The 14125-nt window shown below is 69.3% G+C and carries 13 protein-coding genes; 2 read left to right on the forward strand and 11 right to left on the reverse strand.

Going from position 1 to position 14125, the window contains the following annotated elements; genetic code table 11:
• The 9 genes from O3X23_RS40130 to O3X23_RS40170 form a co-directional block, all read right to left on the reverse strand.
• A partial coding sequence (locus tag O3X23_RS40130) for a discoidin domain-containing protein (protein ID WP_443048119.1) occupies positions 1–230 on the reverse strand: 230 nt, incomplete at its 3' end.
• A gap of 43 nt (positions 231–273) precedes the next feature.
• Entirely contained in the window at positions 274–1125 is an 852-nt protein-coding gene (locus O3X23_RS40135; protein WP_269279000.1) for a DUF1996 domain-containing protein, read from the reverse strand.
• A 794-nt stretch (positions 1126–1919) separates the two neighbouring features.
• Positions 1920–2591 carry a hypothetical protein gene (locus O3X23_RS40140; protein WP_269279002.1) on the reverse strand — a complete coding sequence of 224 codons (672 nt, stop codon included), beginning with the start codon at positions 2589–2591 and terminating at the stop codon, positions 1920–1922.
• A gap of 18 nt (positions 2592–2609) precedes the next feature.
• Positions 2610–4604, reverse strand: a complete 1995-nt coding sequence (locus O3X23_RS40145; protein WP_269279005.1) for a serine/threonine-protein kinase — start codon at positions 4602–4604, stop codon at positions 2610–2612.
• A 217-nt stretch (positions 4605–4821) separates the two neighbouring features.
• Positions 4822–5154, reverse strand: a complete 333-nt coding sequence (locus O3X23_RS44385) for a PadR family transcriptional regulator (protein WP_443048120.1) — start codon at positions 5152–5154, stop codon at positions 4822–4824.
• A 109-nt stretch (positions 5155–5263) separates the two neighbouring features.
• Positions 5264–6808 (reverse strand): pectate lyase family protein, encoded by a 1545-nt coding sequence (locus tag O3X23_RS40155; protein ID WP_269279007.1) that lies wholly within the window; start codon positions 6806–6808, stop codon positions 5264–5266.
• Between the two features lie 712 nt (positions 6809–7520).
• Positions 7521–8405 carry an oxygenase MpaB family protein gene (locus O3X23_RS40160; RefSeq protein ID WP_269279010.1) on the reverse strand — a complete coding sequence of 295 codons (885 nt, stop codon included), beginning with the start codon at positions 8403–8405 and terminating at the stop codon, positions 7521–7523.
• Positions 8406–8688: 283 nt separating this feature from the next.
• Positions 8689–9648, reverse strand: a complete 960-nt coding sequence (locus tag O3X23_RS40165) for a threonine/serine dehydratase (protein WP_269279027.1) — start codon at positions 9646–9648, stop codon at positions 8689–8691.
• A gap of 387 nt (positions 9649–10035) precedes the next feature.
• On the reverse strand, positions 10036–10803 hold the full coding sequence (locus O3X23_RS40170; RefSeq protein ID WP_269279013.1) for an MBL fold metallo-hydrolase: 768 nt from the start codon (positions 10801–10803) through the stop codon (positions 10036–10038).
• An 85-nt stretch (positions 10804–10888) separates the two neighbouring features.
• Here O3X23_RS40170 and O3X23_RS40175 point away from each other — a divergent pair, with 85 nt between their 5' ends.
• Both O3X23_RS40175 and O3X23_RS40185 read left to right on the forward strand, forming a co-directional pair.
• The gene (locus tag O3X23_RS40175) at positions 10889–11497 is read left to right on the forward strand and encodes a CGNR zinc finger domain-containing protein (protein WP_269279016.1); all 609 of its coding nucleotides are present in this window, start codon (positions 10889–10891) and stop codon (positions 11495–11497) included.
• Positions 11498–11708: 211 nt separating this feature from the next.
• Positions 11709–11885 carry a hypothetical protein gene (locus O3X23_RS40185; protein ID WP_269279030.1) on the forward strand — a complete coding sequence of 59 codons (177 nt, stop codon included), beginning with the start codon at positions 11709–11711 and terminating at the stop codon, positions 11883–11885.
• Between the two features lie 233 nt (positions 11886–12118).
• Here O3X23_RS40185 and O3X23_RS40190 read toward each other — a convergent pair whose 3' ends face one another.
• Positions 12119–13315 (reverse strand): PP2C family protein-serine/threonine phosphatase, encoded by a 1197-nt coding sequence (locus O3X23_RS40190; RefSeq protein ID WP_269279019.1) that lies wholly within the window; start codon positions 13313–13315, stop codon positions 12119–12121.
• A 624-nt stretch (positions 13316–13939) separates the two neighbouring features.
• On the reverse strand, positions 13940–14125 hold a 186-nt coding region (locus tag O3X23_RS40195), incomplete at its 5' end, for a hypothetical protein (RefSeq protein ID WP_269279022.1).

The raw sequence follows: 14125 nt of genomic DNA on the forward strand, positions 1-14125 counted from the left end.
TGGCTCGACCAGCGGGTGCCGGTGTCGCCGTCGACGGCCTTGGCGGGCAGATAGCTGTTGCCCTGGACGGAGGATGCGGTCGCGGGCTTGTTGAGGGCGGTGTTCGTGGTCGTGTCGCAGGCGGCCGCGGGCGCGGGGGCGGCGCCGGCCGTGAACACCGCGCAGGTGACGGCAAGTGCGGTGGTGAGGACGCCGGACAGGAGTCGGTGCCGTAAGAGCGGGACGCGCATGGGGGGAGGTCTCCCTGACATCGTGGGTGAGGACGGGCCGGTGCTACGGGTTCTTGGGGTCCACGCCGTAGCCGTTGCACTGGCGGCCCCCGTTGATGCAGTAGTCCACCAGGTAGGCCTGGCGGTCTTCGTCCCAGGCGTTCATGAAGTCGTAGTGGAACGTGTAGCCGGCACCGGTGACCAGGGCCAGCCCGCTGGTGTTCCCGTTCGCCAGCGGATACGGGATCTTGGTTTCGAGCATGGGCAGCGGCACCGGGTGGTCGGCCGGGCAGACCCCGCGCACGGGCCACGCCATGTGCGACTTGTGGTCGGCGGAGTCCAGGTGGACTCCGTCCCAGCAACTCGGGGCCTGGAGCCGGGCGACCAGGGAAGTGCCGCTCGGGCAGGAGGTGGGGAAGTCGGTGCCGGAGTGGCCGGGGCACTTCCAGGTGCCGGTGAACTTCACCGGGTCCATATTGTGGGCGTCGCCGACCAGGAGCTTGAAGCCGGCCGGGAACGGCTGAACGGTGCGGTAGTCCTTGACGCCCGACTTGTAGTAGACCGTCGGCTTGTCCGGGGTCAGCGGGACGCCGTTCTGCATCAACGTCGGGAACCAGTACCCCGAGGCGTCGAGGGGGTCCTCGCAGGACGTCGCACCGCCGAGCAGCGACTGCGGGGTGGAGAGCGCGTTGGTGGCCGGGTTGCCGATGAACGTGTGGTTGTGTGAAGCGCCGGCCAGCCCGGGGAAGACGATCGGGTCGTCGGACAGCCGGTGGGTGACCGTACAGTTCGCGTGCATCTCCTGGTACTGCGCGTGCGGCGGGTCGTCGGCCGCGACAGCCCCCTGCAGGCCACCGATGATGGCCACGGTCAGGGAGACCGCGGCGGCTGCGAGGGCGCGGTAACGAGTACTCATGGACGCCTCCTTGGCGACTGGCTGAGTATCGGTGAGTGGGTGGGAATGGGACTGTAATCTCGTATCCAGATGATGGAAAGCGCTTGCCATGAGTTGCCATGAGTTGCCATCACCCCGCTCCCGCAGGCCCACGGCGCACCTCTGCGGGGCGCCCGGACGATTCGCCGGGCTCGATGCAACTGGGCGCGGTGGGAGACGCGTTGATCCTTCCTGCCGCCCGAACCGTCGACCAGGCCGAATGGGTACGGGGCGGTAGCACGGTACAAACCGTCGGTGGACATGCTCGCCGCGATGATCACACGCGCGGAGCAACTCTCGGCCCCCGCGCGCTCACCCGCTCGGACAGCCCCTGCGCTGCCGGCGTATCGGCTCGATCCCTTGCTGCGGGTACCTCGACTGGATCCTGGGCGGGCCCGGATAGCGACGACATCATGTGCCCTTCACTCTCGGCGCCCCGCAATCCACCGCCACCTGAGCGGCACTGCCCGGCGGGGCGGATAACACCCCTTTGGCGGCAGTCAACCGGTCGGCTTCCCGCCCAGCGCCTTCCAGACGGCAAACGCAGGACCCGCCTCGCTCGGTGCGGGGCGGGCTTGCGTGATGTCACGGGTGCCGGAACGTGGTCAGTTGTCGGCGCCGGTCGGGCTGCGTCCGGGTTGAGGGTCCGATCCACAGCGCATTGGCAGGTCGGTCTCTCCAGTGCGCCCCTACGGCCGTGGATTCGGGACCTTCGCCCCACGCGTCGGCATGGGGGAATAGCCAGTGTGGCTGAAGCGCAGCTCGCGGCGGTATTACTACTGGCAGGAGTAGTCGAAAATTGCGGCGACGCCTCGCCGGCCCGGGGTTGTGATCCACAGAGTGGTCGTGCCACGGAAGGTGCCGCGACCCACCACAGTCCACCGTTCGGGAAGTTGTACCTGGTGCTCCCCAGGGCGGACGTACTGCTTCTGGGGACCGCTGTCCGTGCCGTCACTGCGCACCCAGTGGTACGAGATGTTTCCGCCCCATCCATTGGTCCGGACCGTGGCAGTGACAACTTCCGTGCCGCCGCAGGTCACTCGCGCGGGTGCGGAGGTGACCGAGACGGAGTCGATACCCAGGGGCGCGCCGAGCCGCTCCCACAGCAGGAACGCCAGCACGGCCAGCAGTACCACTCCCGCCAGGGTGTAGCGGCGGAGACTGCGCCGGGGCCTCGTCCTTGCGGGGGCGGTGGGTGGGTGGCCGTGCCACACCGCGGCCACCTCCGGTGCCGTGTGCGTGGGCACGCCCGGCCCGAAGCGCAGCAGGATGTCGGGGACGGGACTGGGGGAGAGCTCGTGCGCCGTCCCGCTCAGCGCCGACCTGTACCCGTCGGGAATCTGGGGCGTGGTGTCCTCCTCCACCCAGAGGCGCTTTGGTTCACGGCTCAGACGCACTGTGTCGTGCTCCACCGGGCGTGCGTCCTGCGGTTCGTTCTGAGAGGTCATGGCTTCCGGCACCCTTCGTCACCTGATGACCGGCGGCGTTGTCGACAGTGTGGGCTCAGCTTCGAGCACCACCAGGTGAGCTGGGGCTCTGCGCCCGGAACTCTGCCCGATCGCCCAGAAGGTGTAGTCACCGGGCTGCAACAGTTCCGAGACCTCGTCCGTGAAGTTGCCGTCGCCGTCCGCGGTCGACGCGCCATCGAAGTTCGCGCCGGTCGCCTCGTTGGTCATGACGACTGTTTCACCGGGTTCAAAACCCGAACCGCTCGCGGTGAAGCCACTGCCATAGGGGATGGTCGACGAAGAGAACGTCAGCGTGACCGGCGTACTCGGGAGGGGATCACCGGTCGTCCCCTCCGTGCTGGACCCGCCCGTAGTCGTCCCCTGCGACGTGGAACCACCCGAACTCGTCCCGCCCGTGGTGGACCCGCTTGTGCTCGTCCCGCCCGTGGTTGACCCGCCTGTGCTCGTCCCATTTGTGCTCGTCCCACCAGTCGCCGTGCCGCCCGAGGTCGCCCCACCGGAGGTCGCTCCCCCCGCCGTAGACCCGCCTCCGCCCGTTGTGGAGGACCCACCCGTCGCGGACCCACCTCCGTTACCGCTCCCGCCGGATGTGGGCGGGCGCGTCGCACCGGCAGCGATCACCTGGAACGAAGCCGAGGCCGACCGTCCGGAACTCAGCCCGGTCACACGCATGACGTAGAAACCAGGCCGGTCCTTCTCCTCGAAGGTGGCCGAGGCGCCGCCTTCGAGACCGGCCGTTGACACCGTGGACGAGACGCTTGTGTTCGGCCCTGCAACGGCCAGAGCAAGTACCGCCCCGCCGGGACGCTCACTCCAGGAGAACCGCACCTCCTCCCCGGGCGTGAATCCCGAGGCCGTCGCCACAAACGTCGAACCATTGGCCACGACCGATGCGGACAGCCGCAACGCAACCGCGGCGGCGGACTTGTCCCGCAGGGGGATCATGCCGACGCCAAAACCACCAGCCAGCACTCCGAGGACCACTCCCCCGGCAATTCCACCGACGAGTAATTTCTGCTTGGGAATCATCCTTCGCACACCCTTTCGGGGCATGCGGCCGGCCCTGCGGGGCTTCCCACCGGGCAATCCGGTCTCCTCCAGCACGGTCGTATGGGTCGGAGTCACACCCGCCGAAGGGAACAGCAGGGGCAGTAGCGCCGCCAGTGCCGCGATCTTGCGCTGCCCGCGCTCCTCCCAATCATGCCCGTACGCCGCCCCGGCCACGGCCTCCAGTTCCTGCACGAAAGCCATCGCGCTGGGCGGACGGTCGCTCACCGCCTTGGCCAGACCCCGCCGGATCAGTGGCCGGACCGCATCCGGCGCCAGCACGGCGGGAATGGGAGCCACCCGGTGCTGGACCGCCAGCTCGACGAAAGTCGTCCCGCCGTAAGGCCGCGTGCCGGTGAGGCATTCGAAGAACGTCGCCGTTGCGGCGTAGACGTCCGCCGCAGGGGATGCCGGGTCGCCGATCCACTGCTCGGGAGCCATGTAGGGCGGCGTGCCCGCGATGCCTCCGTTGTGCCCGCTGGGGACAGCGACGCCGAAGTCCACCAGCTTCGACGAACCGTTCCGTGCCACCAGGACGTTCTCGGGCTTGTAGTCCCGATGCACGACACCCACCCCGTGCGCGGCCGCCAGGCCGAGCAAGGAGCCCTTGAGCACCACCAGCGCGGCCTCCGGCCCGGTGGCCCCCTCCTGGTGCAGCAGCGCCCGCAAAGGGATGCCGTCGACCAGTTCCATGACGATCGCGACACCCCGTGGCCCCTCCACGTACTCCCACAGTCGCACCACATGAGGCGAGACCAGGCGGCCCAACTGCTGGGCCTCCTCCCGGAACATCTCCCGGAACTCCGCCTGGGAGAGCAGTTCTTCGCTGAGGTACTTGATGGCGACCGGCGTGCCCGTCGCCTCGTGGACGGCGAGGACGACACGGCCGCTGGCGCCCGAGCCGAGCGGCCGAATGTGGCTGTATCCCGGAACGATCCATTCCATCGCGCTGCCCCCGTTGCTTCCCTCAAAAAGTAGCGGGAAAGGCGTCACCGCGAGGCCCCCGGACAGTCACGGTTTCATCGGCGCCGGAACCTTTCGTCGCACCATCAACCCAGGTAACTCACAACCCATATGAACGATCGTCAGATCATGATCCTCGCCAGCGCAAACGGACCCGGTTTCCGCCTCGCCGCGCGACCCGGCGCCCCCGGCCATGCCGCTACGGGGTCTCGACGCTCAGAACCTCGCGTGCCAGTTCCGTCAGCGCCGGCCGGTCCTCCGGCAGATCCTGCTTCCCGGCCTCGGTCGCCTTGTACACACACCGTGGACGGCCGCCGTCGACCACTCGCCGCTCCGACACCGGCAGCCCGTCCGCCTCCAGGCGGTGCAGCGTCGGGTACAGCGTGCCGGGACTGATCTGGTAGCCGTGGCCGGTCAGCGACCTCGGGCCGTCCGCAGATGACGAGGGTCGAATCAGGGCTGATACGACGTTGACTGGACGGCCGGGCTGTCGCCCGCTGCCTGCCCTAGGTCGAGTCGGTCGGCCCGCCAAGGACGGTCTGCGCTCCGAGTGCGATCAAAGCGGCTGTGAGGTGAAGTGGGCAGCTCAGCGCAGACCGGCCGGCCGCTTGTGCGGCCGGCCGGAATCAGCGCCCTTGATGTCAGGCGTACGTCTCGAACTCGGCCACCTTCGGCGTGCCGCTTGAGCCGGTGATCTCGAACGTGACCTTCTTGAGCGATGTCGAGGCGAAGGAGATGGCACCCGCTCCACTGCCGGAAGTCAGCACGGCCCCGGTGTCGGCGTTGAGCACCCGCCAGGACCCGATGGCGCCGGTGGCACCGGAGGCCTCCCGAATGTTGATTTTGGAGATGGCCGTCGCCGACGACCACTTGATCGAGACGGAGCCGGTCGACCCGGCCGGCGACCAGAAGGTACCCAAGTCTCCGTCGCGGACATTGCCGTAGCTGGTGCCGGCCGCCTTGCTGGAGCCGTCGGCGCTCGCGCCGATGCTCAGGTTGGTTCCAGTGGGCGTCGCGGTCGGGGTCGGGGTCGGAGTGGGGGTGGGAGTCGGAGTGGAAGTGGGGGTGGGATTCACTGTGCAATTGCCGTCCGACACCTTCAGGCCGGTGTTGGCGCCTGCCGTCGCGGTCACGATCGACGGCACGCAGGATGCGGTGTCAAGGCTGTACACGTAGGGGATGTTGACGGTCGTGTTCGACGTCGGGTTGGGGCCGGCGGGGTTGTTGTCCGCGCCCGGAGCCGACCAGCTCACGTTGTCGAAGATGTTTCCGCTGACCTGCCAGTAGCCGGGCAAGTCGGTGTAGAAGGTACCCAGGACATCCTTGGAGTCCTTGAAGTAGTTGTTGTCGACCTTGGCCTTGCCGCCGGCCCGCGGGTTGATGCCCGACGAATTCAGGCTGACGTAGTAGTTGTTGTAGATGTGGGCGGTGGCACCGCGCAGCAGGGGCGTACGGGAGTCGATGTTCTCGTAGCGGTTGTGGTGGAAGGTGACCGGCCCGTTGGCGAGGTCACTGTCGCCGGAGCCGACGAGGCCGCCACGGCCGGAGTTGCGCAGGATGCTGTAGGACAAGGTCACGTACTGGGTGTTGTCCTTCATGTCGAACAGGCCGTCAAAACCTTCCGACTCGCCGCCCGAGGCGACCAGTGTGGCGTGGTCGACCCAAATGTTGTGCACATCGGTCTCCATGCCGATGGCGTCGCCACCGTTGGAGGTGGGCGAACCCGACTTCTTCACGTTCTGGACGGTCACGTTCTGGACGATGATGTTGCTGGACTGGCGGATGTGGATGCCGATCTGGTCAAACACGGCCCCACTGCCGATGCCGAGAAGGGTGACGTTGCTGATGCCCTTCAGCTCGATCACACCGGCGGCCGTGTTGCAGCTCGACCCCGACACCTTCGCCGTGTTTCCGACGGTGATGGTGCCCTCGACCTGGATGGTGATCGGCGTGCTGGTGCTGGCACGGCCGCACAACGCCTGATGAATCTGGGTGCCGGTGGTGGCCTTGATGGTCGTCCCGCCCGCGCCACCGGTGGTGCCCCCATTCTGTGTGGCGTACCCGGTCGCCCCGGCGGCCGCCGCCGACGCGGTGGGAACCGACAGGGCCACACCTGTCGCCGCGGCCACGGCCAGGACCACGGTGCCGAGTGTCGCAGAGAGTCGCATTGCGACTGGCTTTCTCATCTTCGCCTCGTCTTTCGTCGTGACGTGCCGGCAGAACCGTGCACGTGTGTTCCCGGGCCAACAACGGCCTTATGTGTCATGTACATGCCCTTCATTAGCCAGCCCGCTACCGCCCCGGTGCGGCACCTCACTCGCCAACGACGCGAGCATGGTGACCGTGATGTGGTGCGGGTGGCACAGCTCCCATGCGGGGGCGGCCAGCCTGTTGGGTGTGGCGCCTACTCGGACCAACCGGGTGCGGGCATGCCTCGACGACGGGGTGCAGATGCCGCCGGCGCGCCCACCGGGAGTGGAGCGGTGAAAGTCTCGGCCGAGCATTGGTGGTCTACGAGCATCGAGCAAGCGCTTTCTACTCAGGAGAGTAGGCCGAACCCTCGGGCGTTGACAAGTATGTGAACGCGGATCGTCTGGCTGATTACCGGCGCGACCCGATCAGGTCCGGCGGAAGGCTCCACGGAGGGTTCGACCGACCATTTTGGCCTGCCCCGAGCGCTGCGTGCGCTGGTCTCCCGCCCCATGCGGATGGTGGCCCTGCAGGGTCACCATGGCCACAGCCGTCCTTCCACCCCCGTCGGTCCGGCGGACCGCGAGCCGCTTGCAGTGGCAAGCCGTTCTGCAGGAGTGCGGACGATCGCGGGCAGCCGGACCCGTCGCTGCCACAGGAGCGCAACGCCGTGGCAATCGAAACCCCGTGCCCGGGGCTCGTGGCGCACTACGCCTGTCGCACCGGGCTGCCGTCCGCGGGCTTCATCGCCCAGCGGATCGCCTTCGTCAGGGCGTGCCCCGCCAGCCGGACTCCGGTCTCCTCAAAGCCCGGAACGTACGGCAACCCGAGCGGCAGCCGGGCCCACAACGGAAGCGCGGCGACCGCGTTCGCGGCGAGTACGGCGTAGGGCGGCCGAGCCACCAGCGGTAGCGGCGGGTTGAGCAGAATGAAGCGCGCCGCTTCGCGGGCTTCCCGGGTGGCGCGCAGTTCCTTCCGGTAAGCGGACAGCTGCTCCGCGAGCTCGGCCTGATCACGCGGCGGGTCCACCACGCCGAGCGCGGTGGCCACCTCGGCGGCGTCCGCAACGTAGCCGTCACAGCCCGTGTCGTCCAGCGGTTGATCACCGTAGCGCTGATGAGCGCGCAGGAAACTGTCCACTTCGGCGATGTGCACCCACCCGAGCAAGTGCGGATCGGCGGCACGGTACTGCTCCCCCGCGGCGGTACTCCCCCGCACACGGTCGTGCACCGACCGCACCCGGTCGACCGCGGCCTGTGCGTCCCGCGCCGGGCCATAGGTGGTCACCGCGAGGAACGTGCTGGTGCGCTGGAGCCGGCCCCACGGATCTCCGCGGTACCCGGAGTGCGCCGCGACTGCGGCCATGGCCAAAGGGTGCAGGGACTGCAGGAGCAGGGCTCGCAGCCCGCCGATGAACATGGACGCGTCGCCGTGGACCGTGCGGATGGGACGGTCGGGGCCGAACCAGCGCGGGCCCGGCGCGCCGTGGATGCGGGCACGGTTCTCCGGACCGTCAGGGCCGGCCACTCGACTGAACAAACTGCTACCGAGTCGCGCCCTCAGGTTGGAAAGGGTCGGTGCGGAAACGTCCACCCGACCAGTATCCACCGCGGGACAACGCAACGGGCAACCGGTCGCGACCGTTGGCCACGGACCGATCGGTTGGACGCACATGGCGCCGCCGCGGGTGTCGGCCTCGTCACTGCGCGCTCTGACCGCGAACCCGCAAACTGCACGCCGAGGGATACCGGCCGATGAAGGGCCATTACCTTTCCGGCTGCGAACTGTCCCGTCCGTCGGTTGAGCGTTGTCACCGAAGGTTGGTGCCCGCCAGGTTTTCTCACCGAAGGGTGCGTCGCTACCGAAGCTTGCGCGGTCAGCGCAGCCCGAAGCGCTCGGCCCAGGCTGTGACATCGGCCGTCGTCGCATTGCCGCCGCAGAGCACCAGGCCGAGCCTGGCACCCTCGCCGACGCGCTCCAACACCCGGCGTGCCGCGGGCAGCAGACAGCCGGCGGCGGGCTCGGCCCAGACCTTCGCGTGGTCCGCCAGGTCGAGGGTGCCCTGCACGGCCTCGGCATCGGTCACGGTGAGAACATCGGTGACCAGCGCCGCGACATGCTCGTACGTGAGCTGCGAGGCGCTGGGGGCACTCAATGTCGAGACGATCGAGGACAGTTCGACCGGCACCGGCCCCCCGGAGGCCAGGGCCGCCGACATGGCTCGCGCGCCTTCGGTCTCCACGCCCCAGATCCGCACACCGGGACGGCGCGCGCGCAGTACGGTGGCGACCCCGGAGATCAGCGCCCCGCCGCCGATGCTGACGAGTACGTCGGTGAGCTCCCCGGCGTCCTCCGCGAGCTCCAGGCCGACCGTGCCCTGGGCCGCGATGACAACGGGGTCATCGAAGGGATGGACCAGGGTGAGCCCCTTGATCCGGAGTTCATCCACGAGGGCGAACGCGGCGTCCATGGTGTCGGCGAGGATGACGCTCGCCCCGGCGGCCTCGGCGATGTCCACGGCGCGCCCAGGAGCGGAGCGTGGCATGACGACGGTCGCCTTGATGTCCAGCACGCCGGCCATGACCGCGACCCCGATGCCGTGGTTACCGCCGCTCACCGCTACGACCCCGGCAGCGCGTTCAGCCTCGCTGAGCGCGAGCAGCTTCGCCGTCGCGCCACGTGCCTTGAACGAGCCGGTGCGCTGCAGGAGTTCCAGTTTCGCGGTGACTTGCGCGCCCAGGAGTGCGGACAGTCCGGGACTCGGCACCGTCGGGGTCCGTATGACATGCCCGGTGATCCGCTCGGCCGCGGCTTCCACGTCCGCGACAGTGATCAGCACATTCGCCTCCGTCACATGATCCGAGCCGCAGTGACCGGGATCCGCCTCATCCACCGCAGTGGAACGGCTGCCGCGTGGGCGCCGCAACCGCACACGGTGATCACCCGCGCGGTCGTTCGATCATCTTATGCCGCCCGTGCCCTGGCCGGCGCGGGCCGTGACCCCCGCGCGTCTCGATCGGCCGCACGCGGCAACGCGCCACCGTGGCCACCAGTCGAAGGACCCGGCGAGCGGGTCGCCGCCTGCCCGGTGTCCAGCGTCCGAGCATTCCCTCGGCATGGGATCCCCTCCGCGGTGCGCGGGCCCGGTACGGGACGGCTGGGGCGGGGAGCTGGGCCGCTGCGCTGCTCTCGTGACGCACCGCAGCGGCCGGCGTGTGCGGGGTCAGGCCAGTTCCACGCGGTCGATCAATCCGGCGGTGGTGAAGGCGTCCACGAGCTGATCGCGACCCTCCGTGAAGTGAGCCCAGCTGTCGAAGTGGACGGGCACGATGCGGCGGGCGCCCAGGATCCGGGCGGCCTCGGCGGCCTGAGCACTGTCGAGGGTGAGCAGCGCGCGGTCCAGGACGGGGGTGCGGACCGCGCCGGCGAACAGCACCGCGGTGTCCAGCGGACCGAAGCGGTCGGCGATCTCGCGCACCACGGAGAGCTGGGCGTTGTCGCCGCTGACGTAGACGGTGGGCAGGCCATCACCGCTCAGGACGAAGCCGACGACCTCGCCGACGACGGGTTCGAGGTCCGCGCGTGCTCCGGGACCGTGCAGGGCCGGGACGCCGGTGACGGTGATCGTGCCGCCGCCGGGGCGGTCCAGCTCGACGGACTCCCAGTCCTTCAAGGGGCGCGCGGTACCGCCCAGTCGGCCCGCGCCGCTGGGGGTGGTCAGAGTCAGGGGTATGTCGGCGAGCAGGGTCCGACCCGAGGCATCGAGGTTGTCGTCGTGCTCATCGTGCGACAGGAGCACCACGTCGATGCGGCCCAGATCGGCGGGCGCGGCGGCGGCGGGCGCGGTCTTGGCCAGCCCGGACGGGTAGGTGCCGGGGGCGTCGAAGGTCGGGTCGGTCAGGAACCGCAACCCGCCGTACTCGATGAGTGCGGTCGGACCACCGAAGACACGGACGGGGACCTGCTCGCTGGACGCGCCGGTTGCAGTCATGACGAAATCACCTCACGGATAGATGGTCTTTCATCCGTGACTATAGGTGTTGTCACGGATGAAGGCAAGATGTAACGTGAGATGCGTGAGTGAGATCGAAACTCCCGACGCTGTCGATACCGGGCTGCCGCCGGCGCCGGGCGCTGAGCACTACCCCGCGCTCGACCTCGCCAACAGCGCCATCGCCTTGCGCGGCGGCCAGTTCCTCGACTCGCTGGGCACCCCGTCCGGCGCCAACCAGTGGCTGGTCGACCACAACCTGGCCCCAGCGGACGCCGGCATGCAGGAGATCTGCGCGGCGCGCCTGCGCTCCCTGCGCGAACAGGTACGCGCCCTGCTCGCCACCCACGTCGGCGGCCATCCCGCCCCCGCCACCGCGCTGGCCGCCGTCAACGACGCCCTCACCCGGGTCCCCACCGCCTCCCCGCTCGGCTGGGACTCCGTCCGCGGCATGCACCGCACCGCCCCGCACCCCATCGACCAGATCGTCGACCAGGCCCTGGGCATCCTCGCCGCCGACGCCGCCGACCTGCTCACCGGACCCGACGCCGAACGGCTGACGGCCTGCACCTCCACCCCCTGCAACCGCTACCTGCTCCGTTCCGGGCGCCGCCACTGGTGCTCGGTCCGCTGTGGTGACCGCGCCCGCGCCGCCCGCGCCTACGCCCGACGCACCCAGACCCCCGCCGACTGAGTTCGGCCCGCCCCACCCCACCGACGGATCGTGAGACCCGTGCCGGGGCGCGGCTCACACAGCTCCAAGCCCCGGCACGGGTGGCACTGCTGCCTGCGCAGGCGCGGTATCGCACGCACCATCCCGGACAATCGCGACCAGACCGCCAACCGCAGGAATCGCGGCTCCCAGGGCGACCGGCCACCCACGCTGGACAGCTGGACAACCTCTGGTGGCGCTGTGGCAACTCGTGGTCGCCTTCACCGTCGAGAGTCAGACCGACATGTCGAGTGGTACGGCACAGACCGTCTGGGGCTTCGTCCGCGCCCCGCTGATCGCCATCCCGGCCCTGATGACCGCAGTGACCTGGTCGTACGCAAAGCGACACCGGGCGTGGGGACCGGCATAGCCCCCACCACCTGGGCCTCGACCCCAATCCTGGGCACAGGTTATGCGGCTCGTCGACCCCCGCCCGACCGAGTGATCGTCCCGGACGCGCAGACTGAGAAATCATCGGACTGGGCCAGGTCATCGACGTGTACCCCACGGTGGACGCCGTCCTCGCGACGTAAGCCGCGCCCCGCCGGCCCTGGCGCGCCTGGCTGATCGGCGTGGAGCCCTCAGACGGCGGACCCTCCTGCTTTACCCCTCTGAGCCACCCGGACCGTGCCATTCGCAGAACAGGACCGTCGCGTCGTCCTCCAGACGCCCGTGGTGATAGTCCATGACGGCGTGCATGAGGCGGCGCAGGGTTTCGTCGACGGGCAGGTTGTCCGCGTGGTGGCGGATGATGAAGTCGGTGAAGCGCTCCACACCGAATTCCTGGCCGTCACTGTCGCGGGCTTCGGTGATGCCGTCGGTGAACATCAGCAACCGGTCGCCGGGCTCCAACTGCTCGGTGCACTGCGTGAGGGGCAGATTCAGCCCGCTGCCCATCGGGCCGGCCGGCGGGCAGTGCAGGGTGCTGGCCCAGCGGCCGCCGCGGATCAGGACCGGCAGCAGGTGGCCGCGGTTGACCCAGCTGAACGTGCCGGTGTCCAGCTCCAAGTCCGCGAGGATCCCGGTGGCGTAGCGGCTGTGGCCGAACTGCTCGATCAGGGTGTCCTCGATGGCGCGGCTGGCTTCGGGAATGGTTCCGCCGGCGCGCCGGTGGCTGCGGCAGGTGGACATCGCCAACGCGGCGGTCAGGCCTGCGGAGGTGTCGTGGCCCATGGCGTCGAAGATCGCCAAGTGCAGGGTGTCACCGGCCACCGCATACTCGAAAGCATCCCCGGCCACCTGATAGGCCGGTTCCATGAACGCACTGACGGTGGCCCGCTGGTCGGAGAACGTCCGCGGCGGCATCAGCGCCCACTGAAGTTCCGCCTGCACCCCCATCGGCCGGGTGCGGGTCAGCCGGGCGTGGGAGTCACTGTTGGCCCGCTTGGAGACCAGCAGCAGTCCGGCTATCGATGCCAAGGCCTGCATTACCTCCTCATCGGGCCTGCCCTCGCCGGGGCCAGGCTCGACGTGCAGGACACCCAGGCGTTCGGTGCCGTCCCGCACCGGCATCCAACACGCGCCGCCACGCGTGGGCGCGGTGAACTCGGTCAGCTGGTAGGCGCGGCCGGGCAAGGTGCCCTCGATACGAAACTCCTCGCCGCCTTCGCCCGCGGTCAGCCCGATCCCGGTGACCTCGCGCAGCACCTCTTCCTGCAGATCCGCCACGAACAGCCGAGCCCCGCCCGCACCCGCCTGCCGTGCCGCGGTGTGGAGCAGGCGGGGCACCTGCTCGAACGGCGCCGTGTGGCTGGCGTCCAGCAATCCCGCCAGCGCCCGAGCCAGACCCGCAGCCGTCACGTCTGCCACCGCGTTCCCACCGGCCGCAGCACAGCGACGCCCACTGCGGCGGCGTCGGACGCGTCCGTCATGATCAATCTCCGATCGTATGCAAGCAGCACCAGGTCATCCCGGCTCCATAGCGGTCCGGGCAGAACTCCTAACCTCTTCACCATGGTGCGCCTACCCCGCCAGGCGACCCCACCCCACAGGAGAAAAACACAACGTCGCGCCGGTCAAGCTCGCGGTTACGCCGGCACCGAGACCGGGCTGCTGTGGCACGGTCGATGCGTTGCTCCCTGGCCTTGGCGCGGCCCCTTTGAACGCACCTGCCCGATTCGACCGCCTGAGTTTGATCATCACCGCAACCGCTGGCGCAGCCGTCGCGCCGGTGCCAGCGCCATCGTGACGAATAATGTGCCAGAGCAGCGCCGGCCCCTCTTCCCGACTCGTCGCCGCACCACAACGATGGCTCAGCCATTCATCCGGCGTGCAGCTCGATCCCGCGCCATCAGCTCAGCTCATGACCGGGACCAGGCCCGCCGGGGGGCCGTAGCCGGACGGTGTCCCTGGCCGGTCCGGTCAGCGGCCGGCTTGCGCACCAGGCACGCGCGCTGCGCAGCCAGCGGCATCGTGCGAGTACGGTCAGGCGGCACCGTGCTCGGCAGCGTCGCGGAGCCGTTCATTGCGGGCCAGGGCTTCATCTAGTGCGTTGTCCAGGAACGTTGGCCGGGTGTGATTAGGCGGCTTTGGGTCGTGGTCGGCCCCAGCGTTGTTGGCGTTCGCTGCGGACTTTGGCGCGTTCTCGGCGTTGGGCGGCCAGGACGTCGG

It is taken from the genome of Streptomyces sp. H39-S7 (genome assembly GCF_027158205.1).
Lineage (GTDB): Bacteria > Actinomycetota > Actinomycetes > Streptomycetales > Streptomycetaceae > Actinacidiphila.